The following is a 25,848-nucleotide window of genomic DNA, read 5'->3' on the forward strand; positions in this document are numbered from 1 at the left end:
CGATGAGCCACTCGGGAACCTTCCTCATGGAATTTAGCACACAGACCACCGCTTCTGCGCATCAGATCAAGACCGCCGCGCTGGCGGTGGGCGTCTACGCGGACGGCCAACTCAGCGCCGCCGCCGAATTGATCGATCGCGCCGCCAACGGCGCCCTGCGCGCCGTCGTCAAGGCCGAGTTCCGGGCCCGCCCCGGCGCCACGCTGGTGCTGCGCAACCTGCCCGGCGTCACGGCCCAGCGCGTCGTGCTGGTGGGCCTGGGCAAGCGCGAGGAATACTGCGCCCGCACCCACGCCAGCGCCGAGCAGGCGTTCGCATCCGTATGCGTCTCGGCCCTGCTGACCGAAGGCGTCTCCACCCTGGCCGCGCTGGACATCCCCGGCACGCCGCTGCGCGCCCGCGCCCGCACCGCCGCCATCGCGGCCGGCAGCGCGGCCTATCACTACGACGCCACGTTCGGCAAACCCGACCGCGACGCGCGGCCCAAGCTGCGCAAGATCACGCAGGTCGTCGCGCGCGCCGATGCCTCCCAGGCCCAGCAAGGCCTGCGCGAAGGCGCCGCCATCGCCAACGGCATGGAACTCACCCGCACGCTGGGCAACCTGCCCGGCAACATCTGCACGCCCACCTACCTTGGCGAAACCGCCAGGAAGCTGGCGCGCGAATTCAAGAGCCTGAAGGTCGAGGTGCTCGAGCGCAAGCAGATCGAGGCCCTGGGCATGGGCTCGTTCCTGTCGGTGGCCCGTGGTTCCGACGAGCCGCCGCGCTTCATCGTGCTGCGCCATGGCGGCGCCCCCGCCACGGCGGCCAAGAAGGCCAAGGCCGCCACCGGCCCCGTGGTCCTGGTCGGCAAGGGCATCACCTTCGATTCGGGCGGCATCTCGATCAAGCCTGCCGCCACCATGGACGAGATGAAGTACGACATGTGCGGCGCCGCCAGCGTGCTGGGCACCTTCCGCGCCCTGGCCGAACTCGAGCTGCCGTTCGAAGTGGTCGGCCTGATCGCCGCATGCGAGAACATGCCCAGCGGCCGCGCCAACAAGCCGGGCGACGTGGTGACCAGCCTGTCTGGCCAGACCATCGAGATCCTGAACACCGACGCCGAGGGCCGCCTGGTGCTATGCGACGCCCTCACCTACGCCGAACGCTTCAAGCCCTCGGCGGTGATCGACATCGCCACGCTCACCGGCGCCTGCGTCGTGGCGCTGGGCGGCGTCAACACCGGCCTGTTCTCCAAGGACGACGCCCTGGCCGACGCGCTGCTGGCCGCCGGCCGCCAGTCGCTGGATACGGCCTGGCGCATGCCGATGGACGACGCCTACCAGGAACAGCTGAAATCCAACTTCGCCGACATCGCCAACATCGGCGGCCCGCAGGCTGGCGCCGTCACGGCGGCGTGCTTCCTGTCGCGTTTTGCCAAGGCCTATCCGTGGGCGCACCTGGACATCGCCGGCACCGCCTGGAAGGGCGGCAAGGACAAGGGCGCCACGGGCCGCCCGGTGCCGCTGCTGACGCAGTACCTGCTGGACCGCGGCTGATCCCGCGGCAAGCCGACGCATGACGCGCATCGACTTCGCCTTCGGCGCCGGAGACCGCCTGCGCGCCGCCTGCCAGACCGCGCGCAAGCGCTATCTGGCGGGCCAGCGCGTGGTGGTCTACTGCAGCGATGGCCGGCGCCTGTCGGCCTTCGACCGCATGCTGTGGGCCTTCGACGACATCTCCTTCGTGCCGCACGTGCTGGCCAACGATCCGCTGGCGGCCGACACCCCCGTCGTGCTCACGGCGGCCGATCCCGGCGCGGTGCTGCGGCAGAACGCCGCGCCGGACGCGCCGGACATCTGGCTGCTGAATTTGGATGATGCCTGCCCCCCGAACTATGATGGGTTCGTCAGGCTGCTGGAATTCGTCTCCGACGATCCTGCCGACCGCCAGGCTGCGCGGCAGCGCTGGCGCACCTATCAGGCTGCGGGACACCCCCTGCAAAGCCACGACCTGACCCGGGCAGCGGGCGCCTGAGCGCCCCCAGCCGGCCGCCACGAGCCGGACCGGGTATGCGCTTACCGAGACACACGCCATGCCTAGCCCCTTCTCGCCCCACCGCGACGCCAGCATCCCCACGCTGACCCAGCGCGCGGAACCCACGCTGTCCCCCGACGCCCCCCTGCCCCAGGACGACGGCGCGCCCGTGCTGGGCGACGTCTACCTCGGCCCGGACCATGGCGCCGACGACGACGTGCCCGTGCTGAGCCAGCCGGCCGACGGGCTGCCCGAGCCCGCGCCGGGCACGGCGGCATCGCTGCCGCCGCACTCCTACCTTGAACTCGGGCCGTCCGCGCCCTACACCCCATTGCGAGACCGGGTTGGCACGGCACCGCCCCAGGCGCCGCCGCGCTACGTGCCGCCCGTGCATCCCGGCCTGGAGCCCGACTTGTCTCCGGCGCCGGCCGCCCCGCCGGCCGCGGCCCCGGCATCGCCCTCCGCCAGCATTCCCGAGGCCGTGCTGCGCGCCGCCCTGCAGGCCGAGATCGAACAGGCGGTGCACGCCGCCGTCCAGGATGCCTCGGTGCTGCTGCGAACCCGCCTGGAAGCCGAGCTTCCCGCCATCGTGGCGCGCACCCTCGGCCGGGTGCGGCCGGGCTGACGCCTCCCTGGCGCTTCCCCCGGGGCGGGCCCCACCGTGGCTCGCGCTGCGCGGGCAGCGCCTGCCTTCGAAAAGCAAATCACGGCGACCGTCAGGATTTTCTAGAAATTAAGGGAACTGTCAGGTATTCTTCGCCTCCAATGTTAGTCGGGTGTCTTACCCGGTATCGATAGAGGAAATGCCATGAACGAATACCGTCCCACTCCCTACGAACGCTCCGGCTACGGCGCGTCGGGCGAGGTCGTCCGGAATCGTGTACTGCGTAACACGTACTGGCTGCTCGCTCTCTCCCTGATTCCCACCGTGCTGGGCGCGGCCGTCGGCCTGTACAGCGGCCTGAACCAGGTCATGGGCACCAGCCCCATGGTCTCGTCCATCCTGTTCCTGGTCGGCGCGTTCGGCATGATGTTCCTCATCGAGAAGAACAAGGACAGCTCGCTGGGCGTGGTCCTGCTGCTGGCCTTCACGTTCTTCATGGGCATCATGCTGTCCCGCATCCTGGGCTTCGTGATGAACTTCTCGAACGGCTCGCAACTGGTCATGACGGCCTTCGGCGGCACCGCCGTGGTGTTCGGCACGATGGCCACGCTGGCCACCACCATCAAGCGCGACCTGTCCGGTCTGTCGAAGTGGCTGTTCGCCGGCGCCATGGTGATCCTGGTCGCCGCCGTCGCCAACATCTTCCTGCAGATGACCGGCATCATGCTGATGGTGTCCACGCTGGCCGTCGTCATTTTCTCGGCCTTCATGCTGGTCGACCTGCAGCGCGTGGTCAACGGCGGCGAGACCAACTACGTCTCGGCCACCCTGGCCATCTACCTGGACGTCTACAACGTCTTCGCCAACCTGCTGGCCCTGCTGGGCATCTTCGGCGGCGACCGCGAGTAAGCCGACCAGGCAGCGCGCCGCGGCATGCGGCGCGCCGGCCAGAACGAAAGGGCCCGCCTCACTGGCGGGCCTTTTGCCGGGTGCGTCCGGCCGGGTTGCGCGGAAAGATCAGAAGCGCTGCAGATCCATCAGCACCCGCCGCGTCGCCAGCGGCCTGCCCGTCAGGTTGGCCTCCAGCCGCTCGCGCAGGGCACGGCGCAGCTCGGGTTCGGTGGCGGAATCGCTGAAGTCGGGCTCGGCCTCGTCCAGGCCATAGCCCGTCTCGCGCAGCAGCACCCATTCGAAACGGCGCAGCGCCGCCGACGCGCGCGAACCGCCGGCCAGTTGCGCCAGCGCCGTGTCATAGGCATCGAACAGCACGGGATGGGCATCCTCGCGCGGCAACAGGCGCAGCAGCAGCTCGTTCATGTACCAGGCCGACATCAGCGCGCCACCGGTCAGCGGGCGCACGCCGGACACCTCGGCGCGGGTGAGGGTCTTGACCTCGCCGCCGCCGCTCCAGGACAGGGCCAGCGGCTGGAAAGCCGACAGCACGGGACGCAGGGTGGAATACGGGCGCTTGGCGCCCTTTGCCACCAGGGCCAGGCAGCCGTGGCTGCGCGAGAAGGCCTGGATGACCAATGAGGTTTCGCGCCACGCGGTGGCGTGGAGCATGTAGGCAAAGCTGTCCTGAACGCGCAGCGCGCGTTTACTCATAGCCCAGGTCGCGTAGCGCGCTTTCGCGGTCGGACCAGCCCTTGCGCACCTTGATGTAGATCTCCAGGTGCACGGTCTTGTCCAGCAGCTTGGAGATGTCCTGGCGCGCCTCGGTGGCGATGCGTTTCATGTGCTGGCCGCCGGCGCCCAGCAGAATGGGGCGATGGCTCTCGCGCTCGACCACCACGCAGGCGGCGATGCGCGCCAAGGTGTCGGCCTCTTCCCATTGCTCGATGACCACGGTGCAGCCATACGGCAGTTCGTCGCCGACCAGGCGGAAGATCTTCTCGCGCACCAGCTCGGCCGCGATGAAGCGCATGGGCCGGTCGGTAAGCGTATCTTCCTCGAACATCGCCTCGCCTTCGGGCAGGCGCGTGGCGATCTCGTCCAGCAGTTGATCCAGTTGCTGGTCCTTCACCGCGCTGACGGGCACCACGGCGCCGTAGGGATGCTGGGCCATGATCCTGGCCACGAAGGGGAACAGGTCGTCGCGGTTCTTCAGGGCGTCGATCTTGCTCACGACCAGGATGGTGCGGGCGGGATCGGGCAACAGCGGCAACAGGCGCGCGTCGCCATCGCTCCACTTGCCGGCCTCGACCACGTGCACCACCACGTCCACGTCGGCCAGCGCCTGCGTGACCACGCGGTTCATCATGCGGTTCATGGCGCCGCCGTGGCGGGTCTGGAAGCCGGGCGTATCCACGAACACGAACTGCTCGCGCTCACGCGTGAGCACGCCATGGATGCGATGGCGCGTCGTCTGCGCCTTGCGCGAGACGATGGAAATCTTGCTGCCGATCAGCGCGTTGGTCAGCGTGGACTTGCCCACGTTGGGGCGTCCGACGACGGCGACAAAGCCTGCCCGCTCCACCGATGCGATCGACGAAGCGGGAGATTGCGGCGACTCGTCGCCCAAGGAAGAAGGCTCTTGCCCTTCGGTATTGCTCATTTCACCTCTTGCGCCACCGCCACCGGCAGTGACAATTGCGCGGTCTTGCGCGGCTTGCCCGACTTGCGCGCGGCGCGCGCGGGCGGGCTGACGGCCTGTGCCGCCTCGAGCGCCAGCTTGGCCGCGGACTGTTCGGCCGCGCGGCGGCTGGCGCCGGGCGCCACGACCTTGATCTCGAAGGCCGGGATGGCGCATTCGACTTCGAACTGCTGGCTGTGCGCCGCCCCGTGCGTGGCCACCACCGTATAAACCGGCAGCGGCAGCTTGCGCCCCTGCAGGAATTCCTGCAGCAGCGTCTTGGCATCCTTGCCCAGCGTCGAGGGATCGACGTTGGCGATGACGGGTTGGTATTGGCGGATGATGACCTTGCGCGCGGCATCGAAGCCGGCATCCAGGAACACCGCGCCGAAGATGGCCTCGACCGCGTCGGCCAGGATGGAAGGCCGGCGGAACCCGCCGCTTTTCAGTTCGCCCTCGCCCAGGCGCAGGTACTGCGACAGTTCGAGGCGCTGCGCGATGTCGGCCAGCGACGCCTGCTTGACCAGGTTGGCCCGCAGACGCGACAGATCGCCTTCGTCCAGCTTGGCATAGCGTTCGAACAGCATGGCGGCGACCACGAAGTTCAGCACCGCGTCGCCCAGGAATTCCAGCCGCTCGTTATGACGCGCGCCGTGACTGCGATGCGTCAGCGCTTGTTCGAGCAGTGCCTGGTCGCCGAAGCGATGATCCAGGCGGGATTCCAGGGTGGCCAGGGACATGAGCATGAGAGATCAGTGGAAGCGACCGATACGGCTCAGGTCGCCGAAATTCATCCAGACGAAGAACGCCCTACCCACGATATTACCGTCTGGCACGAAGCCCCAATAGCGGCTGTCCGCACTATTGTCACGGTTGTCGCCCATGGCGAAGTAATGGCCCTCGGGCACCTTGCAGCGCACGCCATTGCGCAGGTACTGGCACTGGTCGATGAAGGGAAACTTCCAGATGGGGCCAAAATCCTGGGTACGGTCTTCTTCCAGCAGTATCTTGTGCGTAACGTCGCCCAACTTCTCGTCATACCGGGCAACGTAGGACACCCGGTCGGGTTCGTAGTAGTCGCCGTCGCGGGTATGCGTCACCAATTGGCCGTTCACATACAGTTTTTTGTCCAGGTAGGCGATTTCGTCCCCCGGCAGGCCGACCACGCGCTTGATGTAGTCGACGTCGGTGTCCACCGGGTAGCGGAACACGATCACGTCGCCGCGCGCGGGCTTGCCGATCTCGACGACCTTCTTGTCGACGATGGGCAGGCGGATGCCGTAGTTGAACTTGTTCACCAGGATCAGGTCGCCGGACTGCAGGGTGGGCAGCATCGAGCCCGACGGGATGCGGAACGGCTCGACCACGAACGAACGCAGCATGAACACGAACAGGATCACCGGGAAGAAGCTGACCGCGTACTCGACCCACCACGGTGCCTTGCCGGCACGCTCGCCAGCCTCGCGGCGTTCGCGCTCGGCCTGCTGCGGGTCGTCGGCGGGATTCGCGTCGTACGCCTGCATGGCCTGCTGCGCACGCGCGCGTCGGGGCTGGCGCAGCACCGCCAGGTCCAGCACCCAGATCACGCCGGTGACCACCAGCAGAACAAAAAGAATCAGGGCAAAGTTCCAGCTCATGACGAATGTCGCCTATTCGGGTTACTTGTCTTCCACTTGCAGGATGGCGAGGAAAGCCTCTTGGGGGATTTCGACGCTGCCCACCTGCTTCATGCGTTTCTTGCCGGCCTTCTGCTTTTCCAGCAGCTTTTTCTTGCGCGAGATGTCGCCGCCATAGCACTTGGCCAGCACGTTCTTGCGCAGCGCCTTGACGTTCTCGCGCGCGATGACTTCGGCGCCGATGGCGGCCTGGATCGCCACGTCGTACATCTGGCGCGGAATCAGTTCACGCATCTTGGACACGACCTCGCGCGCGCGGTAGCGGGAGTTGGAGCGGTGCACGATCATGGCCAGGGCGTCGACCCGGTCGCTGTTGATCAGCAGGTCCACCTTGACCACTTCCGACGAGCGGTATTCGAGGAACTCGTAGTCCATCGAGGCGTAGCCGCGCGACACCGACTTCAGCTTGTCGAAGAAGTCGAGCACGATCTCGGCCAGCGGGATCTCGTATTTCAGGATCACCTGGCGGCCGGAATAGTTCATGTCGATCTGCGCGCCGCGCTTGGCGTTGCACAGCGTCATGACCGCGCCCACGTACTCCTGCGGCATGAACAGCGTGACCGTGACGATGGGCTCGCGGATGTCGGCGATCTTGCCGACCTCGGGCATGCGCGAAGGGCTTTCGACCGTGATGACCGTGCCGTCGCGCTGCTCGACCTCGTAGACCACCGACGGCGCGGTGGTGATGAGGTCCATGTCGAATTCGCGCTCCAGGCGTTCCTGCACGATTTCCATGTGCAAGAGGCCCAGGAAGCCGCAGCGGAAGCCGAAACCCAGCGCCTGCGAGACTTCGGGCTCGAACATCAGCGCCGCGTCGTTGAGCTTGAGCTTTTCCAGCGAGTCGCGCAGTTGGTCGTACTCGGAGCTTTCCACCGGGTACAGGCCCGCGAACACCTGGGGCTTCACTTCCTTGAAGCCCGGCACGGGCTCGCTGGCGGGATGGTTCGCCAGGGTGATGGTATCGCCCACCTTGGCGTCGGCCAGTTCCTTGATGCCGGCGATGATGAAACCCACCTCGCCCGCGGACAGGTTCGGGCGCGGTTGCGACTTGGGCGTGAACACGCCGGTCTGCTCGCACAGGTGGGTGGCGCCGGAGGCCATGAACAGCAGCTTGTCCTTGGGCTTGAGCGTGCCGTTGACGATGCGCACCAGCATGACCACGCCGACGTAGTTGTCGAACCACGAGTCGATGATCAGCGCCTGCAGCGGCTGGGCCGGGTCGCCCTTGGGCGGCGGCACCTGCGCGACGATCATTTCGAGGATCTCGTCGATGCCCATGCCGGTCTTGGCGCTGGCCAGCACCGCGCGCGAGGCGTCGATGCCGATGACGTCCTCGACCTCTTTGCGGGCGCCCTCGGGATCGGCCTGCGGCAGGTCCATCTTGTTCAGCACGGGCAGCACTTCCACGCCCAGCTCGATGGCGGTGTAGCAGTTGGCCACCGTCTGCGCCTCGACGCCCTGCGAGGCATCGACGACCAGCAGCGCGCCTTCGCAAGCGGACAGCGAACGGCTGACTTCGTACGAGAAGTCGACGTGTCCCGGGGTGTCGATCAGGTTGAGGTTGTAGACCTTGCCGTCCTTGGCCGTGTAGTGCAGCGCGGCGGTCTGGGCCTTGATGGTGATGCCACGCTCGCGCTCGATGTCCATCGAGTCCAGCACCTGGGCGGACATCTCGCGGTCGGCCAGGCCGCCGCACCGGTGGATCAGGCGATCCGCCAGCGTGGACTTACCGTGGTCGATGTGGGCGATGATGGAGAAATTGCGAATATGCTGCATGGCGAGAAATTGTCAGGGGCAGGGCTTGCGCCGGCTTTCGACCCGGATCCGTCCGGGGGCTTACGGGCCCCAGGGACTTCGGGGTTGGGCCGTTTCGGGTTCCGCGTGGGCATGGCCGTCGCGGGCCGCCCGGCATGGCCGAATCGGGAAGGTGCCGGCGGGTTCGCCAGAGAGCCAGGGGCAGGATGTCCGCGGATATCGGCATGTTCACCTGCCGGCCAGCGGGCAAAAGCGAGGGGGCGCCATGCGCCCCCTCTTGCGGCAACCAGACATTCTAGCCGGTCTTCGATTACCTTGCCGGAGGTGCGCGGCAGAACCCGTCGCGAAGCCTGGGGCGGCCGGCGACCGCGCCGGCTTCTTATTTGTTGTTCAACTGCACGGCCACCCACTGGGTCTGGTCGCCACGGCGCACCAGCAGGCCCACCGCGCGGCCCTTGTCCAGCTTGGACACCAGCCTGGCGAATTGCTCGGCGCCGGTGACGTCGCTGTCGTTGACCGCCAGGATCACGTCGTTCTCCTGCAGGCCGGCCGCCGAGGCCGGACCCTTCACCGCCTTGACCTGCACGCCGCCCTTGATGCGCAGCTTGCGCTGCACGTCGGCGGGCACGTCCGTCACGCCCAGGCCCAGCACGTTGTCGGCCGACGGGGTCTTGGCGGGCGCGTCGCCGCCCTCCTTGGCGGCGGCCGCCGTCTTGTCGTTCGGGATCTCGCCGACCTTGACGGTGAGCTTGACCGTCTTGCCCTTGCGCCACACTTCCATGGGCGCGGAGGTGCCGGGCTTGGTTTCACCCACGAGGCGCGGCAGGTCGGACCAGCGCTTGATGGCCTCGCCATTGAACGAGATGATCACGTCGCCAGGCTGCACGCCGGAGTCTTCCGCCGGACCACCGCTCTCGACGCTGCTGACCAGCGCGCCTTCGGCCCTGGGCAGGCCGATGGCGTCCGCCACGTCCTTCACCACCTCGCCGATCTGCACGCCGATGCGGCCGCGCGTGACCTTGCCGGTGGTGCGCAGTTGCTCGACCACGCGCATGGCCTCGTCGATGGGGATGGCCAGCGAAATGCCCATGAAGCCGCCGCTGCGCGAGATGATCTGCGAGTTGATGCCGATCACTTCGCCCCGCAGGTTGATCAGGGGTCCGCCCGAGTTGCCGGGATTCACGGCCACGTCGGTCTGGATGAACGGCAGGTACTCGCCGGTATCGCGGCCGATGGCGCTGACGATGCCCGAGGTCACGGTGGAGTCCAGGCCGAACGGCGAACCGATCGCCAGCACCCACTGGCCCTTCTTCAACTGCTTGGGATCGCCGATGGGCATCGGCGTGAAGTCCTTGCCCTCGATCTTGATCAGGGCCACGTCCGTGCGCTCGTCCGAACCGATGACCTTGGCCTTGAACTCGCGCCCGTCGGTCAGGGTGACGTAGATGTCGGTGGCTTCGCTGATGACGTGCGTATTGGTCAGCACGTAGCCGTCATCGGAAATGAAGAAGCCGGAGCCCACGCCACGGGGCACGGTGCGCTCTTGCGGCTGCTGGGGCTGCGGGGGCTGCGGCTGCTGGCGACGCTGGCCGCCCGGACCGGGCGGCTGGAAATCGGGGCCGAAGAACCAGCGGAACAGTTCGTAGGGATCGTTGCCGCCGCCAGGGCCCATGCCCCGCACCGGCACGGTGGCCGTGGTGCGGATGTTGACCACGGCGGGGTCGGCTTTCTCGACGATGCCGGTGAAATCGGGCAACACGATGGCGGGCGGCGCGGACGGGTTCTGCGTCTGCACCGGCTGCGCCTGGGCGGGCACGGCGGCGCCGGCCAGCATCGCGCCCGCGGCCATGAAGGAGAGACAGCGTCGCAACATCACGTTCGACACGGGGTGAAAAGCCATGGACGACTCCGGGGAAACTTCGTGCGAAGCAGTACTTTACTGGTTTTGCTGCGGCGCGGCGGCGGCCTGGGGGACGTATTCGATGGAACCGGCCAGTTGCTGCAGCGTGGCCGCCGGCACTTCACCCAGCGCGGTCAGCCAGAAATCGGCCACGCGCGTCCCGTAGATGTTGATGGCGCCCCGCCGTGCCAGGCCTGCGGGCGGGTGGCTGTGGCGCTGGCTGTCGTAGGGCTCGATGAACACCGAGATGGCGGCCAGGCCATCCGACAGCACCAGTTGGCTGACATTGGCCTGCCCCATGGCGCGCGCCACCTGCATGACGATGGCGAAGCCCTCGGGCTGCGGAATGCGCCAACCCTGCGTGGAAAGGTCCACCGGCTTCATCGAGGCCTCGATGACCTTCCAGTCGCGGGTGTTCCAGCGGGAATTCAACCAGGAAGGATCGACGTCGCTGCCCAGCCGCAGCGAGGTGAATGCGACCTGCTCGACGATCTTGCGCGACGAGTCGAGCGTCTGCGCCTTCAGCAGCAGGTTCGTGTTGACGTCGGCGCACAGGCGGTAGCCGTAGCGCAGGGCATCGCGCGGGGAAATGGTGATGATGCGGCACTGGCGATCGGCCACGCGATGCAGCTTGTCGCTGGCGTGGATGTCGTAGTGCTCGGCCAGGGCGGCCGGGTGGCCCAGCAGCAGGCCCGGGAACCGGTCGCCGCGGCGCGGCTCGACCAGCACGGTCTTGCTTTCGGGCAGCAGGCACTGCACGTCTTCGTTGTGGCGCAGGTACTCGCGCGGCTGGCCATCGAGGATCTCGAGGCGCTCGCGCTCGCCGGTGCCGTCGATCAGGTGCACCACGCGCGAGGACTGCATCGTCTCGCCCTGCTGGTAGATGAACACCCCGGCATAATCCTGCTTGCGGGCGGCCTGCTGGATGTCGGACAGAAGCTGTACGGGATCGCGCGAGGCGGCCTGCTCGGCGCGCGCCTCGACATGCAGGGCCATCAGGCCCGCGAACATGGCCAGGGCAAACCCGGCGGCGTGGCGCGACGTCCACAGGGGAGACCAGGAAGCGCGTGCGCGTGCCGTGCGGGACATTGACTGCCAAACCGTCATCAACGGCCCATCCCGGGATCGAACGACACCTGGCGCACGGCGCTGGGGCCCGCCATCTGGCGATGGGCCTCGAGGTAGTCGCGCAGGCCCGCGTCTTCGATATTGGCGCCGCTGGTGCCGGCATCGGCCAGCACGGCGCTGTCGGCGGGCTTGGACACGCCGCCGAGATACGGCTGCGACACCCAGGCCACGGTGGCGACCGCGGCGGCCACCGCCAGGCCGGAAAGGCCCAGGCGGATCGGCGTGCGGCGGCGCGGCGCGGCCACGATGGGCATCTCGGCCTCGAGCGCGCGCGACAGGCGGGCATGGAAATCGGCGCTGGGCTGCGCGGAAAGTTCCGTGCTGCGCAGCGCATCGCCGATCAGGTGATACGTATCCCAGGTCCGCCGGCCCTGCGGGGTGGCGAGGTGGGATGGGAAATCGTCGGACCCCTCGCCATCCAGCCAGGCGGAAATGGCGGCCTCCAGGACATCGTCCTGGAGGGATTCGGGGGATTCGACTGACGACTGGGCTGCGGTCTGCATGACTGCCACTCCTTACCAACGACGCTCGGCATCGGTGTCCAGCAAGGGGCGCAACCGATTGGAGATGGCTTCACGCGCACGAAAAATGCGGGAGCGCACCGTACCGATCGGGCAGTCCATGCTTTGGGCGATGTCTTCGTAACTCATACCTTCGATTTCACGCAGGACGATGGCTGTCCGCAATTCCTCGGGCAGGTCCTGGATGGCGGCGTTCACCGTTTCGGCGATTTCGCGGCTGGCCAGGACGGATTCCGGCGTGCTCAAGTCGGTTAGGTTATCGGTTTCGTTAAAAGTTTCACCATCCTCGGTTTCTATCGCATTGGGTGCGCTGGGACGCCGGCCGGACGAGGCCAGCCAGTTGCGGGCCGTGTTGATGGCAATGCGGTAGAGCCAAGTGTAGAAGGCACTTTCGCCGCGAAATTGCGGCAATGCACGATAAGCCTTGATGAAGGCCTCTTGGGCCACGTCTTCGATCTCTGCAGGATCGCGGATCATGCGGGCAAGAAGACGCAAGATCTTGCGCTGATACTTCAATACCAGCAGATCGAAGGCTTTTTTGTCGCCACGTTGTACGCGTGCAACAAGTTCGGCGTCGACGTCGCGTTCGCTCATGCGGACCTCATCGGCGCACGCTCGGCCATGGCGCGGCCGGAAACGATGCATAGACGCCGCCAGGCGGACGGCGACAACGTCGGCCGCCAGACGGTGACGCAGAGACGGCGCGGCAAGGTGCGCGTGTCGTCCGGGCACAGCGACAACGACAACCAGAAGAGGCCCCGGCGGCATTCGACCAGGCGCGCGCCGCGCCAGCCGGACTCCGACAGCAGGCTCCAGGCGGCGGGATCGGGCGAGGCGCGCAGCCCCCCTACCCGCACGCCGGGACGGCGGTGAATCCGCGCCCGGGCCGCCATCGCCGCTGAAGCGGTGCCGGCGGCCGCCAGCCAGGCGGGTACGCCCAGCAGATGCGCCGACCAGGCGGCGCAGCCCGCCGCTGCCAGCATGCCGGCAGTGCGCAGCATCCCCGGCAGGGAAGCAGGCGCTACCGGCAGCCGCAGCTGCCAGGAGGGGGACTGGGCGCTGTCGATCAACTCAGATACGACGCACGGCCATGGAGCCGTTGGTGCCGCCGAAGCCGAACGAGTTGGACAGGGCCACGTCGATCTTCATCTGCCGCGCCTCGTTGGCGCAGTAATCCAGATCGCACTCGGGATCTTGATTGAAGATGTTGATCGTCGGAGGCGAGACCTGGTTGTACAGCGCCAACGTGGTGAACACGGCTTCGATACCGCCCGCCGCGCCCAACAGGTGGCCGGTCATCGACTTGGTCGAGTTGACCACCAGCTTGCGGGCGTGATCGCCGAACGCCAGTTTCAGGGCTTCGGACTCGTTCTTGTCGCCCAGCGGCGTCGAGGTGCCGTGCGCATTCACGTACTGCACGTCTTCCGGGTTCAGGCCGCCGCTGCGCAGCGCATTGACCACGCCGCGGCGGGGACCGTCACGATCCGGCGCCGTGATGTGATGCGCGTCGGAGCTCATGCCGTAGCCGACGAACTCGCCATAGATGCGAGCGCCGCGGCGCTTGGCGTGTTCGTACTCTTCGAGCACCAGGACGCCGGCGCCCTCGCCCAGCACGAAACCGTCACGGTCGACATCCCAGGGACGCGATGCGGTGGCGGGATCGTCGTTGCGCGTGGACAGCGCGCGCATGGCGGCAAAGCCGCCGATGCCCAGCGGCGAGACCGTGGACTCGGCGCCGCCGGCCAGCATGACGTCGGCATCGCCGTACTCGATCAGGCGGGCGGCGTCGCCGATGCTGTGCAGGCCGGTGGTGCAGGCCGACACGACGGCATAGCTGGGGCCCTTCATGCCGTAGGCGATGCTGAGCTGGCCGGAGATGAGGTTGATCAGCGACGCGGGGACGAAGAACGGCGAGATGCGGCGCGGGCCCTTGGCCAGCAGCTCGGTCTGCGTTTCTTCGATGCGCGGCAGGCCGCCGATGCCGGAGCCGACGATCACGCCGATGCGCTCGGCGTTCTCTTCGGTGACCTCGAGGCCGCTGTCGCGCCATGCCTGCATGCCGGCCGCCACGCCGTAATGGATGAAGGTATCCATCTGGCGCGCCTCTTTGGCGGCCATGTACTGCGTGACGTCGAAGCCCTTGACCTCACCCGCGATGTGCGTGGTCAGCGCGGAGGGATCGAAGCGCGTGATGCGGGTGATGCCCGAACGTCCGTTGACGATATTGTCCCAGGCCGTGGTGAGGTCATTGCCCACGGGGCTGATGATACCGAGGCCGGTGATGACGACTCGTCGCTTCACGGATGACTCCTATTACAGACAAAACAAAGGCGGTTTTCGGGATGCGCCACACACGCGGGAAGCGTTGCGCAAAGGCGGAAAAGCCCTTGCGTGTTCGCGCCGCGTGGCGACTCCTGAAACCGCCCCGATTCCCTGCTGCGCGGGGACTGCGCCCCGCGCGCGGGAAAAATAGATGCAAGCCAAATGCGAGCAAGCCCCGAAGGCTTACCGGGCTTACTGCTTGCCGTGCGAGTTGATGTAGTCAATCGCCTGTTGCACGGTCGTGATCTTCTCGGCCTCTTCGTCGGGGATCTCGGTCTCGAATTCGTCCTCGAGCGCCATGACCAGTTCGACCATGTCGAGCGAATCGGCACCGAGGTCGTCAAGGAAGGAGGACTCGTTCTTGATCTCGGCTTCGTTCACGCCAAGTTGTTCAGCGACGATCTTCTTGACGCGCTGTTCGATGCTTTCCATGCAGATCTCCAAATGGGAAAAATCCCGCGAATTATAGCCAAGCGTTGAGCAATGCAAGCGTTGGCCGTGACAAAAACCGCGCACTTTCGAAAGCAGACCATGATGTCGACACGGCCCCGTGCGCGGCGCCTCAATGAAACGCGCGCGAACCGGATGGCTACACGCGCGTTCGTGCGTTATTGCATGTACATCCCGCCGTTAACGTGCAGGGTCGTACCGGTAATGTAACCCGCCTGCGGACTGGCCAGGAAGGCCACCGCATGCGCGATGTCTTCGGGCGCGCCGAGGCGGCCCAGGGGAATCTGCTGCAGCAGCGCGGCCGTCTGGTTCTCGCCCAGGCTGCGCGTCATGTCGGTATCGATGAAGCCGGGGGCCACGCAGTTCACGGTGATGTTGCGGCTGCCCAGCTCGCGCGCCAGGGCGCGCGCCATGCCGGCCACGCCGGCCTTGGCGGCCGCGTAGTTGGCCTGCCCCGCGTTGCCGCTGGCGCCCACGACCGACGTGACGTTGATGATACGGCCCGAACGCGCCTTCATCATGCCGCGCAGCACCGCGCGCGACAGACGGAACACGGCGGCCAGGTTGGTGTCGATGACGGCCGACCAGTCGTCGTCCTTCATGCGCATGGCCAGCGTATCGCGCGTGATGCCCGCGTTGTTGACCAGGATGTGCGGACCGCCGCCTTCCTTGCCCAATGCGTCGATCAGGGCTTCGCAGGCCTGCGCGTCGGTCACGTCCAGCACCACGCCGCGGCCGCCGTGGGCAGCCAGGGCCTCGGTGATGGCCTGGGCGCCGGATTCGGAGGTTGCCGTGCCCACCACCATGGCGCCGCGCGCCGCCAGTTCGTGGGCGATGGCGCGGCCGATGCCGCGGGTGGCGCCGGTGACCAGCGCGATCTTGCCTTGCAGTTCGGTGGAGGTGGAGCTCATATCAGTTTCCATGGACCGCGGCGAGGGCGGCGTCGAGGGAGGCGGGATCGGTGATCGACATGCCGACCAGGTCGGAATCGATGCGCTTGGTCAGGCCCGCCAGCACCTTGCCGGGACCGCATTCGATGACGTGCGTGACGCCCTGCCGCTTCATGGCCTGCAGCGTTTCGACCCAGCGTACAGGATTCCACGCCTGGCGCACCAGCGCATCGCGGATGGCGTCCGGCTCGGCGGGCTGCGCCACGTCGACGTTGTTCAGGACGGGCACGGCGGGCGCCTGCAGGGCGCTGTTGGCCAGGGCGCCGGCCAGCACGTCGGCAGCCGGCTTGAGCAGGCTGGAGTGGAATGGCGCGGAGACCTGCAGCAGCAGCGCGCGCTTGGCGCCGGCAGCCTTCGCAGCCTCGCAGGCGCGCTCGACCGCGGCCTTGTGGCCGGCGATGACGACCTGCGCGGGCGCGTTGAAATTGACGGCCTCGACGACCTCGCCTTGCGCCGATTGGGCGCAGGCGGCGCGCACGGCGTCGTCATCCAGGCCCAGGATGGCCGCCATGGCGCCGGTGCCCACGGGCACGGCGGTCTGCATGGCGTCGGCGCGGATGCGCACCAGGCGCACGGCGTCTTCCAGCGCCAGCGCGCCGGCGGCGGTCAGCGCGGCGTACTCGCCCAGGCTGTGGCCCGCCACGATGTCGGGCATGCGGCCGCCGGCGGCGCGCCAGGCCTCGAAACACGCCACGCCCGCGGCCAGCATGGCGGGCTGCGTGTTGGTGGTGAGGTTGAGCTGTTCGGCGGGCCCCTGCGCGATCAGCGCGGCCAGGTCCTGGCCGAGCGCGGCGCCCGCGCGGGCGACCACGTCGGCCACCGCGGCATTGCCGGCCCAGGCATCGAGCATGCCGACCGATTGGGAACCCTGTCCGGGAAAAACAAACGCGATTTTCATATGGATCTATAACGATTGCGTTCTGGTACTGGCGGGGCGATACGGTCCATGCGGGCCGTCACCACACGGCGGGCGCGCTACATGCGCGCCAGCACCGATCCCCAGGTGAAGCCGCCGCCCACGCCTTGCATCAGCACGAGTTGGCCGGGCTGGACGCGGCCGTCGCGACGCGCGGCATCCAGGGCCAGCGGCACGCTGGCGGCGGAAGTGTTGGCATGGCGGTCGACCGTGACGACCACCCTGTCGGCGGGCATGTCGAGCTTGCGCGCCAGGAAATTGAGGATGCGCACGTTGGCCTGGTGCGGCACCAGCCAATCGATGTCCCGCACGTCGACGCCGGCCTCGGCGCAGACGGCGCGCGCCGAGCGGTCGAGCACCGTGACGGCCTGCTTGAAGACGGCCTGGCCGTCCATGCGCAGGAAAGGATCGCCGGTGACGTCGCCATAGGCCACATTGCCCGCGGCGCACAGGATCTTGGTCAGGCTGCCGTCGGCATGCAGTTGCGCGGACAGGATGCCGGGCTCGGCTGAAGCCTTCAGCACCACGGCGCCGGCGCCGTCGCCGAACAGCACGCAGGTGCTGCGGTCGTTCCAGTCGAGGATGCGCGAGAAGACTTCGGCGCCGATGACCAACGCGCAACGCGCGCGCCCGGCGCGGATGAAGCTGTCGGCCGTAGTCAGGGCATACACGAAGCCGCTGCACACCGCCTGGACGTCGAACGCGGCGGACCCGGCGGCGCCCAGGTTGGCCTGCACCAGGCAGGCCGTGCTGGGGAAGACGAAATCGGGCGTCGAGGTGGCGACGATGATCAGGTCGACCTCGGATGCCTCGACGCCGGCGTCCCGCAGGGCGCGGCGCGCGGCCTCGGTGGCCAGCACGCTGGTGGTGACGCCGCGCTCGGCCAGATGGCGTTGCCGGATGCCGGTGCGCTCGACGATCCACTGATCGGAAGTGGCGATGTCGCGCGTGGCCAGCTCGGCCGCCAACTCGTCGTTGGACACCACGCGCTCGGGCAGGTAGCCGCCCGAGCCGGCGATGGTGGAATACGTCATGGGAATACTCATCAGGCGGTGCCCCCTGCCGCGCCGGGCGCAGCCTCGCCCGATTGAACGCGCATGGTTATCTGAGCCACGGCGCGTGCCGTGCGTTCCAGCAGTTTACTTGCCACGGCCTCGCGCGCGCGCTGCAGGGCAAAGCCGTATGCATACACGTCCGCGGAACCATGGCTCTTGATGACGACGCCGCGCAGGCCAAGCAGCGCGGCGCCGTTGTAGCGCCGGTTATCGACGCGCTGGCGCAGCCGGTTGAGCACCGGCGTGGCGAAGACGCCGGCCAGCAGCGTGATGACATTGCGCTTGAATTCTTCGCGGATGACGCTGGACAGCATCTTCGCGAGACCTTCGACCGACTTCAGGACCACGTTGCCGACGAAGCCGTCGCAGACCACGACGTCGACGCTGCCCTTGAAGATGTCGTTGCCTTCGACGTTGCCGTAGAAGTTCAACGGACTGGCGCGCAGCAGCTCGGCCGCCTCTTTGACGACCTCGTTGCCCTTGATGACTTCCTCGCCGATGTTCAGCAGGCCCACCGAAGGACTCTCGCGGTGATCCAGCGTCTGCGCCAGCGCGGTCCCCATGATGGCGAACTGCAGCAGGTGCTCGGCGGTACAGTCGACGTTGGCCCCCAGGTCGAGCATCGTGGTGGCACGGCCCGTCTGGTTGGGGATCGACGTGGCGATCGCCGGACGATCGATGCCGTCCAGCGTCTTGAGCACATAGCGCGATATCGCCATCCATGCGCCGGTGTTGCCCGCGGAGATGCAGGCGTCGGCCCGCCCGTCCTTGACCGCCTGGGCGGCCAGGCGCATGGACGAATCGCGCTTGCGGCGCAAGGCGACCTCGACCGGGTCGTCCATTTCGACGACCTCGGAAGCAGGCACGATTTCCAGGCGTTCGCGCGGGGCGTTGCGATGCTGCGCCAGCGCAGCCTCGATGGCATCGGGCAAGCCCACCAGCAGCAACCGGGTATCCGGAAACTGCTGAGCGAATTCGACCGCGGCCGGGATGGTGACGGGCAAGCCGGCGTCGCCGCCCATGCAGTCTATGGCGATGCGTATCACGGGTGAGGGGTCAGCACTCGTCAGCGGGCGCAGGGCGAACGCGTCCAGGACTTTATTCGTCAGCCTTGGTCTTCAGAACCTTGCGGCCGCGGTAGAAGCCGTTGGGGCTGATGTGGTGACGCAGGTGCGTTTCGCCCGTGTTCGGCTCGATGGCGGTCGGGGGATTGACCAGGAAATCGTGCGAGCGGTGCATGCCGCGCTTGGACGGGGACTTCTTGTTTTGTTGAACAGCCATGATGACTCCTAGAAACGGGGCGCATTGTACGCGATGCGGCCCGATGTTGATCTAACGCTACGGTTTGCGCTTGAGCTGCTCGAGCACCGCGAACGGTGAAGGGCGCTCGATGGCGGGCTCTTGCGAAGCGTCGCCGGCTCCGGCCTGGCCCGGGCACACATCATGCCTGGGCACATAGGGGACGTTCAAAATCAGCTCGTCCTCGACCTGGGCCAACAGGTCGAAATGCCGCGAACCCACCACCTTGTCGGGATAGTCCTCGGCAAAATTCTCATCGTCTTCTTGCGGGGCGCCCAGCTCGTCGTCCAGGTCATCCTCGGATTCGACCAGCTGCAGCGTGCATTGCGCATCGACGGGATGCGTGAACGGCGCGCCACAGCGCTGGCATTCCAGCACCAGGCCGGCACGCACGTGCACATGCAGCAGCGGCTGGCCGGAAACGACGCCCGTCTTGGCGGTGCCCAGGCCGGTCGCGCCCCGCACTTCCCAGTGCGCCAGGCCGGCTTCACCCGTCGCCTGTTCTGGCAGGCCATCCACCAGGCGCGACAGGCGCACCAGCGCAATGCTACCCTGCAATGCTTTACCTTGGCTGACCAGGGCGTAGACATCGACACGACGGGGATCGAAATCGTCTTTCATTCCCGCTCTCCCTGTCCTATTCAGATCACTACCGCCCACGGACGCACAACGCCACACAGCCGCCTTGCGCAACAACATGCCCGAACGCATCACGCCCGCATCACGAGCCCGTATCACGAGCCCGCCTCACGAGCCCGCCTCACGCTTCATCCAGCGCCGCGCAAAGACACAAAGCGAAAACGTCGCAAAACGTTAGATAATACTGTGACTTACGCATCAACGTCAATTATCACCGCATGCCTATTCCCAGCCTGATCCTGGCGTCCAGTTCGCCGTACCGCCGCGAACTGCTGTCGCGCCTGCGCCTGCCCTTCTCGGCCATTTCGCCCGACATCGACGAGACGCCCCGCCCGGGCGAGACGCCGACCGACCTGGCGCTGCGGCTGTCCGTGGAAAAGGCCCAGGCCGTGGCGGCGCGCCATCCCGGCGCGCTGGTGATCGGCTCGGATCAGGTCGCCACCATGGACGGCACGCCGATCGGCAAGCCCGGCGATTTCGAGCGCGCCCGCGCCCAGCTGGAAAGCCTGTCGGGCCGCGCCGTCGAGTTCCACAGCGCGCTGGCGCTGACCGATGGCAGCCGCGTCCTGCGCCAGGACGTCGTCACCCGCTGCCGTTTCCGCACGCTGTCGCCGGCGGCGATCGACGCCTACCTGCGCGCCGAACAGCCGTACGATACCGCCGGCAGCGCCAAGGCCGAGAGCCTGGGCATCGCCCTGATGGAAGCGATCGAAAGCGATGACCCCACCGCCATCATCGGCCTGCCTCTGATCGCCCTGACCCGGATGCTGCTGGCGTTCGGCATCGATCCGTTGCTGGAAGGAGACAAAGCATGAGCGCCACCCCCTTCGACGACGCCCAGGACCAGGATCAGGACGAACGCACGCCGCGCCAGCACCCGCCCGCCCTGCACCTGATTCCCGTTGGCCTGGGCGACGCCCCGCCCGAGCGCTGGCTGCCCGCCGAGGTGCGCGCGCTGGCCGGCCGGCTGGATCGCTACATCGCCGAGAACGCCAAGACCGCACGCGCCTTTCTCAAGCTGATGGGCACCGCGCGGCCCTTGCAGGAAATCACCATCCACGCGCTGTCGCCCGACACCAAGATCGAACAGATCAAGCAATGGCTGGCCCCGCTGCGCGACGGCCAGGACATCGGCCTGGTCTCGGAGGCCGGCTGCCCCGCCGTGGCCGACCCCGGCGCCAAGGTGGTGGCCGAGGCGCATCGCCAGGGCCTGGCCGTGCGCCCATGGGTGGGACCGTCGTCGCTGCTGCTGGGCCTGATGGCCAGCGGCCTGGATGGCCAGCGTTTTGCATTCCACGGTTATGCGTCCGTCGATCCGGCCGAGCGCATCCGCCAGTTGAAGGGCTGGGAGCAGCACTCCGCCAAGCAGAACCAGACGCAGATGCTGATCGAGACGCCCTACCGCAATGCCGCGATGTTCAAGGCGCTGCTGGGCGCGTTGCGTCCCGACACGCGCCTGTGCGTGGCGAAATCGCTGACCACCGACGACGAATGGGTCCGCACGCTCACCATCGCGCAATGGCAGCGCCAGCCCGCCCCCGACCTGGACAGGAAGCCGACGCTGTTCCTGTTCCTGGCGCACTGATCGATGGCCCCCCCGCGCCTTCACCCCCTGCTGTCGTGCTGCCCGACGTTGCTGCTGCTGGCCGGCTGCGCCACGCAAGCCCCGTCGCCGCCCGGCCTGGACATCGACACGTCGATCCAGGCCGTCAGCCACGGCAGCCGCGTGCGGCACGTGGTGCTGCATTACACCTCGACCACGCGCGAGCACTCGCTGCAACTGCTGTCCCGGGGCGGCGTCAGCTCGCACTACCTGATCACCGACGACAGCAAGCCGCACATCTACCGCCTGGTGCCGGAGGACCGCAGCGCTTGGCATGCCGGCCCCAGCGGGTGGTATGGCCAGCCCTCGATCAATGCCACCTCGATCGGCATCGAGATCGTCAACGCCGGCTGGACCGATGGCCCGGGCGGGCGCCAGTGGCAGCCCTATGCTCCGGCGCAGGTGCGGTCGCTGATCACGCTGCTGCAGGACATCGTGAAACGCCACGGCATCGAGCCCCGGAACGTGGTGGGCCACAGCGACGTGACGCCGCAGCGCAAGGTGGACCCGGGCCCGCTGTTCCCGTGGCGCGAACTGGCGCAGGCAGGCATCGGGCGCTGGTATGACGACGGCGGCAAGGCCGCGCACCTGGCGCGCCTGCAGACGCAACCCCTGCCCGACGTGCTGTGGTTCCAGCAGCAATTGAAACGGCTGGGCTACGATTGCCCGCAGGATGGCCGCCTGGAGCAGCCCACGCGCAACGTGCTGGCCGCCTTCCAGATGCACTACCGGCCGGCCGTGCACGACGGCACGCCGGACACCGAGACAGCGGCGATCATGCTGGCGATGCTGTAGCGTTCTCGCGATCCGGCGCGGACGGTCCTCCGCGCCCCGCACGAACCGCGCCCCGGGCCATGCGCGGCCACCCGACGGCGCCACGCAGGCCGAGGATCATCAACCCGCCCCGCCCCGCCGCAGCCGCGCCACCACGCGCCATCCCAGCAGCACGGCCAGGACCGCGCCGTAGATCAGCGGCTGCTCGAAATCGTTCTTGCCGGCCTTGTGCCACCAATAGTGCAGGATGGCCAGCAGGCCGATCAGGTAGACCGCGCGGTGCAGCAGTTGCCAGCGGCGGCCGAGCTTGCGCATGGCCCACTGGGTGGACGTGGCGGCCAGCGCCGCCATCAGCACGAAGGCCGCGAACCCCACGGTGATGAAGGGCCGCTCGACCACGTCCTGCAGCATGTAGGCCGGATCCAGTCCGCGATCCCACCACACCCAGGCCAGGAAGTGCAGGAAGCCATAGAAGAACGCGAACAGCCCGCACATGCGGCGCAGCCGTACCAGCGCGGGCTGGTTCAACAGCCGCCGCAACGGCGTGATGGCCAGGGTGACCAGCAGGCAAACCAACGTCCAGGTGCCGGAGGAACGGGTCAGGAATTCGAGGGGATTGGCGGTCAGGCCGTCGCTCAGGCCCAGCCAGAACCAGCGCGCGAACGGCAGCAAGCCCAGGACGAACAGCACCGGCTTGAAACGGCCCACCGCGCGGGCGTCCCATCGGGCGCCCGCGGCCGGGGCCGGCTTGGCGGAATCGCGCATGGAGGGCATCAGTAATTGGCGCGCAGATCCAGCCCCGTGTACAGGGACGCGACCTGGCTGCCGTAGCCGTTGAACATCTCGGTCTTGCGCTTGGGGGCGAAGAACCCGCCTTCGCCGATGCGGCGTTCGGTGGCCTGGCTCCAGCGCGGATGCGAGACCTCGGGGTTCACGTTGGCGTAGAAGCCGTACTCCTGCGGCGCCGAGTTCATCCAGGAACTGGTCGGCCGCTTCTCGACTAGGCGGATGGCCACCAGCGACTTCGCCGACTTGAAACCGTATTTCCACGGCACGGCCAGGCGCAGCGGCGCGCCGTTCTGGTTGGGCAGCACGCGGCCATACAGGCCGAACACCAGCATGGTCAGCGGATGCATGGCCTCGTCCAGCCGCAAGGCCTCGACATAGGGCCAGTCCAGCACGCGGGAGCGCACGCCCGGCATGTTGTCGCGCTGCACGACCGTGACGAACTCGACGAACTTGGCATTGCCGGTGGGTTCGACCTGCTTGAGCAGGCTGGACAGCGAATATCCCACCCACGGGATCACCATGGACCAGGCCTCGACGCAGCGCAGGCGATAGATGCGCTCTTCCATGGGCGCGAGCTTGAGCAGTTCGTCGATGCCGAAGGTGCGCGGACGGGCCACGGCGCCCTCGACGCTGACGGTCCAGGGCCGGGTGACCAGCTTGTGGGCGTATTCGGCCGGATCAGACTTGTCCAGGCCGAACTCGTAGTAATTGTTGTAGGTGGTGATGTCCTTGAACGAGGTCTGCTTGTCCATGACCGCGTAATCGGGATTGGCGCGGCCGGGCAGCGGCGCGCCCTGCGCATCATCGGCGGCCCAGGCCTCGCGGGAGGACAGCCCGGCCACGCCCATGCCGGCCGCGGCGGCCATCGCGCCCGCCCGCGCCATCCACTGGCGGCGCGACCGGTATACGGTTTCGGAGGTGATCTCGGAGGGAACGATATCGGCAGGTTTGCGTATCAGCATGGCGGATCCCGAAAGACGAGGTGGCGACAAGGCGCCGATATGGATGAGACGCCGGCGGGCCGGGATCTATTCCCGGCCGGACAACCTATATATACGTTCCGGGGCGCCAGCCGGATGCAATGCAAGGCCCCGGCGCCAGGCCAAAGCCGACCTGGGGTCTGACCGCGCAGCCGCTGCCGCGTTCCCCGCCCCGCGGTCAGGCCGGCAAGCCCGTGCGAGGCAGCAGCCACTGCCGCAGCTCGGCCACGTTGCCGACGATGGCCTGCGGCCCGCAATCCTGCAACTCGGCCAGCGTGTGGGCCCCATAGGTGACGCCCACGCTGTGCACGCCGGCGTTGGCGGCCATGCGCAGGTCGTGCGAGGTGTCCCCGATCATGACGACATGCTCGGGCGCCACGTCGAGCTCTTCCATCAACTCGTTCAGCATGGCCGGGTGCGGCTTGCTGAAGGTTTCATCGGCGGTACGGGTGGCGGCGAACACGCCGCGGGTGGCCGACGCGGCCAGGGCGCGATCCAGCCCCACCCGGCTCTTGCCGGTGGCCACGGCCATCAGCGCCTGCTGCCGCGCCAGGGCAGCCAGCAGATCGGACACGCCGTCAAACAGGCGCAACTCGGGGTCGCGCAACAGGTAATGCGTGCGGTAGCGCTCCAGGAAGCGCGGCACCATGGACTGGGTCAGAGCGGGCACCGCGCGGCGCAGCGCGCTTTCCAGCGACAGGCCGATCACCCAACTGGCCTCGGAGGCCGACGGCACGGGCAGATCGAGATCACGGCAGGCCCCCTGGATGGCCGCCACGATGCTGTGGGTGGAATCCATCAGCGTGCCGTCCCAATCGAACACCACCAGCCTATAAGGGTCGCGCATCGGAGAACCGTCGTGCTCCGCACTCCTGTATTCGCCATTGAAGCGGCTCGGCGAGTTCATGCCTTCGTCTCCAGTTGCTGCAATATCTGCACGCATGCCTTGGGCAGCGGCGCGCTCAGTTCCAGGGTTTCCCCCGTGAGCGGATGCGGCAGGGTCAGGCTGTGCGCATGCAGGAACATGCGGCCGAACCCGCGCCGGGCGAACTCGGCGCGCACCTCATCCGTCCCGTATTTGTCATCCCCGACGATGGGAAACCCGCTGGACGCCAGGTGCACGCGGATCTGGTGCGTCCGGCCGGTGCGCAACTCGGCGTCGACCAGACTGTACTGGCCGAACCGCTGTTTCATTGTGACGATGGTATGGGCCGTCTGCCCATTCTGGGCATCGACTTTCACCCGGCGCTCGCCGCTGGCGGTGGTCCACTTGGTCAGGGGCAGGCGGATGTGCTGGCGGTCGTTGACCCAGTCGCCCTGCACCAGCGCGTAGTAATGCTTCTGGGCGCCGCCGTCGCGCAGCATGGCATGCAGCGCCAGCAGCGCATTGCGCTTCTTGCCCACCATGAGCAGGCCGGAGGTGTCGCGGTCGAGGCGATGCACCAGTTCTAGGAAGCGCGCCTCGGGCCGCGCGGCGCGCAGTTGCTCGATGACGCCGAACGACACGCCGCTGCCGCCGTGCACGGCCACGCCAGCCGGCTTGTCGATGACCAGCATGGCATCGTCTTCATAGACCACGGGGAATTCGGCGGCCGGCACGGGACGCGGCGCGCCAGGATCAGGCAGGCGCAGCGGAGGCACGCGCACCACATCGCTGATCGCCAGGCGATAGTCGGCGCCGATGCGTCCCTTGTTGACGCGCACCTGGCCATCGCGAATGGCCTTGTAGATGTGGCTCTTGGGAACGCCTTTGCACAGGCGAAGCAGGAAGTTATCGATGCGCTGGCCATCGTGCTCGGGTCCTACCTCGACCATGCGGACGGCCGGTTGTTGAGCGGCGGTGGAAGTTTCTTTGCGCATTGCGGAAAGCGACATATAATCGGGACAGCCTTAAGGGGC

At 67.5% G+C, this 25,848-nt stretch carries 29 protein-coding genes; 7 read left to right on the forward strand and 22 right to left on the reverse strand.

Going from position 1 to position 25,848, the window contains the following annotated elements; all coding sequences use genetic code 11:
• Positions 1-26 precede the first annotated feature (26 nt).
• The 4 genes from A6745_RS23220 to A6745_RS23235 all read left to right on the forward strand — a co-directional run bounded on the left by A6745_RS23220 (position 27) and on the right by A6745_RS23235 (position 3,529).
• The gene (locus tag A6745_RS23220; RefSeq protein WP_066132482.1) at positions 27-1,538 is read left to right on the forward strand and encodes a leucyl aminopeptidase; all 1,512 of its coding nucleotides are present in this window, start codon (positions 27-29) and stop codon (positions 1,536-1,538) included.
• 19 nt (positions 1,539-1,557) lie between these two features.
• Complete coding sequence (locus A6745_RS23225) at positions 1,558-2,016, forward strand: DNA polymerase III subunit chi (protein WP_066132485.1); 459 nt, start codon at positions 1,558-1,560, stop codon at positions 2,014-2,016.
• 58 nt (positions 2,017-2,074) lie between these two features.
• The gene (locus tag A6745_RS23230; protein ID WP_066132488.1) at positions 2,075-2,641 is read left to right on the forward strand and encodes a hypothetical protein; all 567 of its coding nucleotides are present in this window, start codon (positions 2,075-2,077) and stop codon (positions 2,639-2,641) included.
• Between the two features lie 183 nt (positions 2,642-2,824).
• Entirely contained in the window at positions 2,825-3,529 is a 705-nt protein-coding gene (locus tag A6745_RS23235) for a Bax inhibitor-1/YccA family protein (protein ID WP_066132491.1), read from the forward strand.
• Between the two features lie 108 nt (positions 3,530-3,637).
• On the opposite strand, the gene recO is transcribed toward A6745_RS23235, so the two are convergent.
• From recO to A6745_RS23325, 18 genes are all read right to left on the reverse strand, one after another.
• The gene (recO, locus tag A6745_RS23240) at positions 3,638-4,225 is read right to left on the reverse strand and encodes a DNA repair protein RecO (protein ID WP_066132492.1); all 588 of its coding nucleotides are present in this window, start codon (positions 4,223-4,225) and stop codon (positions 3,638-3,640) included.
• The gene (era, locus tag A6745_RS23245; protein ID WP_407922751.1) at positions 4,218-5,174 is read right to left on the reverse strand and encodes a GTPase Era; all 957 of its coding nucleotides are present in this window, start codon (positions 5,172-5,174) and stop codon (positions 4,218-4,220) included. The genes recO and era overlap by 8 nt, the downstream gene beginning before the upstream one ends.
• Positions 5,171-5,932 carry a ribonuclease III gene (rnc, locus tag A6745_RS23250; protein WP_066133175.1) on the reverse strand — a complete coding sequence of 254 codons (762 nt, stop codon included), beginning with the start codon at positions 5,930-5,932 and terminating at the stop codon, positions 5,171-5,173. The genes era and rnc overlap by 4 nt, the downstream gene beginning before the upstream one ends.
• A 12-nt stretch (positions 5,933-5,944) precedes the next feature.
• Positions 5,945-6,829, reverse strand: a complete 885-nt coding sequence (gene lepB / locus A6745_RS23255) for a signal peptidase I (RefSeq protein WP_066132495.1) — start codon at positions 6,827-6,829, stop codon at positions 5,945-5,947.
• Between the two features lie 21 nt (positions 6,830-6,850).
• Entirely contained in the window at positions 6,851-8,644 is a 1,794-nt protein-coding gene (lepA, locus tag A6745_RS23260) for a translation elongation factor 4 (protein WP_066132498.1), read from the reverse strand.
• Between the two features lie 358 nt (positions 8,645-9,002).
• Positions 9,003-10,523: a DegQ family serine endoprotease gene (locus tag A6745_RS23265; protein WP_066132501.1), complete on the reverse strand. Its 1,521-nt coding sequence runs from the start codon at positions 10,521-10,523 to the stop codon at positions 9,003-9,005.
• A 36-nt stretch (positions 10,524-10,559) separates the two neighbouring features.
• A complete protein-coding gene (locus A6745_RS23270; protein WP_082853251.1) occupies positions 10,560-11,630 on the reverse strand; it encodes a MucB/RseB C-terminal domain-containing protein in 1,071 nt (356 codons plus the stop codon).
• Positions 11,630-12,154, reverse strand: coding sequence for a sigma-E factor negative regulatory protein (locus A6745_RS23275; protein ID WP_066132507.1), 525 nt, complete (start codon positions 12,152-12,154; stop codon positions 11,630-11,632). Before A6745_RS23275 ends, A6745_RS23270 begins: the two co-directional genes overlap by 1 nt.
• 12 nt (positions 12,155-12,166) lie before the next feature.
• Complete coding sequence (rpoE, locus tag A6745_RS23280) at positions 12,167-12,766, reverse strand: RNA polymerase sigma factor RpoE (RefSeq protein WP_066132508.1); 600 nt, start codon at positions 12,764-12,766, stop codon at positions 12,167-12,169.
• The gene (locus tag A6745_RS23285) at positions 12,763-13,173 is read right to left on the reverse strand and encodes a hypothetical protein (RefSeq protein ID WP_156513513.1); all 411 of its coding nucleotides are present in this window, start codon (positions 13,171-13,173) and stop codon (positions 12,763-12,765) included. Before A6745_RS23285 ends, rpoE begins: the two co-directional genes overlap by 4 nt.
• Before the next feature lie 70 nt (positions 13,174-13,243).
• Positions 13,244-14,473 carry a beta-ketoacyl-ACP synthase II gene (gene fabF / locus A6745_RS23290; RefSeq protein ID WP_066132515.1) on the reverse strand — a complete coding sequence of 410 codons (1,230 nt, stop codon included), beginning with the start codon at positions 14,471-14,473 and terminating at the stop codon, positions 13,244-13,246.
• A 213-nt stretch (positions 14,474-14,686) separates the two neighbouring features.
• Positions 14,687-14,926 (reverse strand): acyl carrier protein, encoded by a 240-nt coding sequence (acpP, locus tag A6745_RS23295; protein ID WP_003813816.1) that lies wholly within the window; start codon positions 14,924-14,926, stop codon positions 14,687-14,689.
• A 176-nt stretch (positions 14,927-15,102) separates the two neighbouring features.
• Complete coding sequence (fabG, locus tag A6745_RS23300) at positions 15,103-15,855, reverse strand: 3-oxoacyl-ACP reductase FabG (RefSeq protein WP_066132518.1); 753 nt, start codon at positions 15,853-15,855, stop codon at positions 15,103-15,105.
• 1 nt (position 15,856) lies between these two features.
• Positions 15,857-16,792 (reverse strand): ACP S-malonyltransferase, encoded by a 936-nt coding sequence (fabD, locus tag A6745_RS23305; RefSeq protein WP_066132521.1) that lies wholly within the window; start codon positions 16,790-16,792, stop codon positions 15,857-15,859.
• A gap of 77 nt (positions 16,793-16,869) precedes the next feature.
• The gene (locus A6745_RS23310) at positions 16,870-17,856 is read right to left on the reverse strand and encodes a beta-ketoacyl-ACP synthase III (RefSeq protein WP_066132524.1); all 987 of its coding nucleotides are present in this window, start codon (positions 17,854-17,856) and stop codon (positions 16,870-16,872) included.
• Positions 17,856-18,911: a phosphate acyltransferase PlsX gene (gene plsX, locus A6745_RS23315; RefSeq protein WP_066132525.1), complete on the reverse strand. Its 1,056-nt coding sequence runs from the start codon at positions 18,909-18,911 to the stop codon at positions 17,856-17,858. Before plsX ends, A6745_RS23310 begins: the two co-directional genes overlap by 1 nt.
• 52 nt (positions 18,912-18,963) lie before the next feature.
• Positions 18,964-19,146 (reverse strand): 50S ribosomal protein L32, encoded by a 183-nt coding sequence (gene rpmF, locus A6745_RS23320; protein WP_025517921.1) that lies wholly within the window; start codon positions 19,144-19,146, stop codon positions 18,964-18,966.
• A 57-nt stretch (positions 19,147-19,203) separates the two neighbouring features.
• A complete protein-coding gene (locus tag A6745_RS23325) occupies positions 19,204-19,785 on the reverse strand; it encodes a YceD family protein (RefSeq protein WP_066132528.1) in 582 nt (193 codons plus the stop codon).
• A gap of 236 nt (positions 19,786-20,021) precedes the next feature.
• Between A6745_RS23325 and A6745_RS23330 the strand changes: the two genes are divergently transcribed.
• The 3 genes from A6745_RS23330 to A6745_RS23340 are packed head-to-tail and all read left to right on the forward strand — an operon-like array spanning position 20,022 to position 22,201.
• Positions 20,022-20,618: a Maf family nucleotide pyrophosphatase gene (locus tag A6745_RS23330; RefSeq protein WP_066132529.1), complete on the forward strand. Its 597-nt coding sequence runs from the start codon at positions 20,022-20,024 to the stop codon at positions 20,616-20,618.
• Entirely contained in the window at positions 20,615-21,388 is a 774-nt protein-coding gene (locus tag A6745_RS23335; RefSeq protein ID WP_082853252.1) for an SAM-dependent methyltransferase, read from the forward strand. Before A6745_RS23330 ends, A6745_RS23335 begins: the two co-directional genes overlap by 4 nt.
• 3 nt (positions 21,389-21,391) lie before the next feature.
• Positions 21,392-22,201 carry an N-acetylmuramoyl-L-alanine amidase gene (locus A6745_RS23340; RefSeq protein ID WP_066132530.1) on the forward strand — a complete coding sequence of 270 codons (810 nt, stop codon included), beginning with the start codon at positions 21,392-21,394 and terminating at the stop codon, positions 22,199-22,201.
• Between the two features lie 99 nt (positions 22,202-22,300).
• On the opposite strand, the gene msrQ is transcribed toward A6745_RS23340, so the two are convergent.
• The 4 genes from msrQ to A6745_RS23360 form a co-directional block, all read right to left on the reverse strand.
• Positions 22,301-22,945: a protein-methionine-sulfoxide reductase heme-binding subunit MsrQ gene (gene msrQ, locus A6745_RS23345; protein WP_066133181.1), complete on the reverse strand. Its 645-nt coding sequence runs from the start codon at positions 22,943-22,945 to the stop codon at positions 22,301-22,303.
• Positions 22,946-22,953: 8 nt separating this feature from the next.
• Positions 22,954-23,931 (reverse strand): protein-methionine-sulfoxide reductase catalytic subunit MsrP, encoded by a 978-nt coding sequence (msrP, locus tag A6745_RS23350; RefSeq protein ID WP_066132531.1) that lies wholly within the window; start codon positions 23,929-23,931, stop codon positions 22,954-22,956.
• A 196-nt stretch (positions 23,932-24,127) separates the two neighbouring features.
• The gene (locus tag A6745_RS23355; RefSeq protein WP_066133182.1) at positions 24,128-24,796 is read right to left on the reverse strand and encodes an HAD-IA family hydrolase; all 669 of its coding nucleotides are present in this window, start codon (positions 24,794-24,796) and stop codon (positions 24,128-24,130) included.
• 56 nt (positions 24,797-24,852) lie between these two features.
• On the reverse strand, positions 24,853-25,824 hold the full coding sequence (locus A6745_RS23360) for an RluA family pseudouridine synthase (protein ID WP_156513515.1): 972 nt from the start codon (positions 25,822-25,824) through the stop codon (positions 24,853-24,855).
• Positions 25,825-25,848: the final 24 nt, after the last annotated feature.

The organism is Bordetella ansorpii (assembly GCF_900078705.1).
In the GTDB taxonomy this organism is placed as follows: domain Bacteria; phylum Pseudomonadota; class Gammaproteobacteria; order Burkholderiales; family Burkholderiaceae_B; genus Bordetella; species Bordetella ansorpii_A.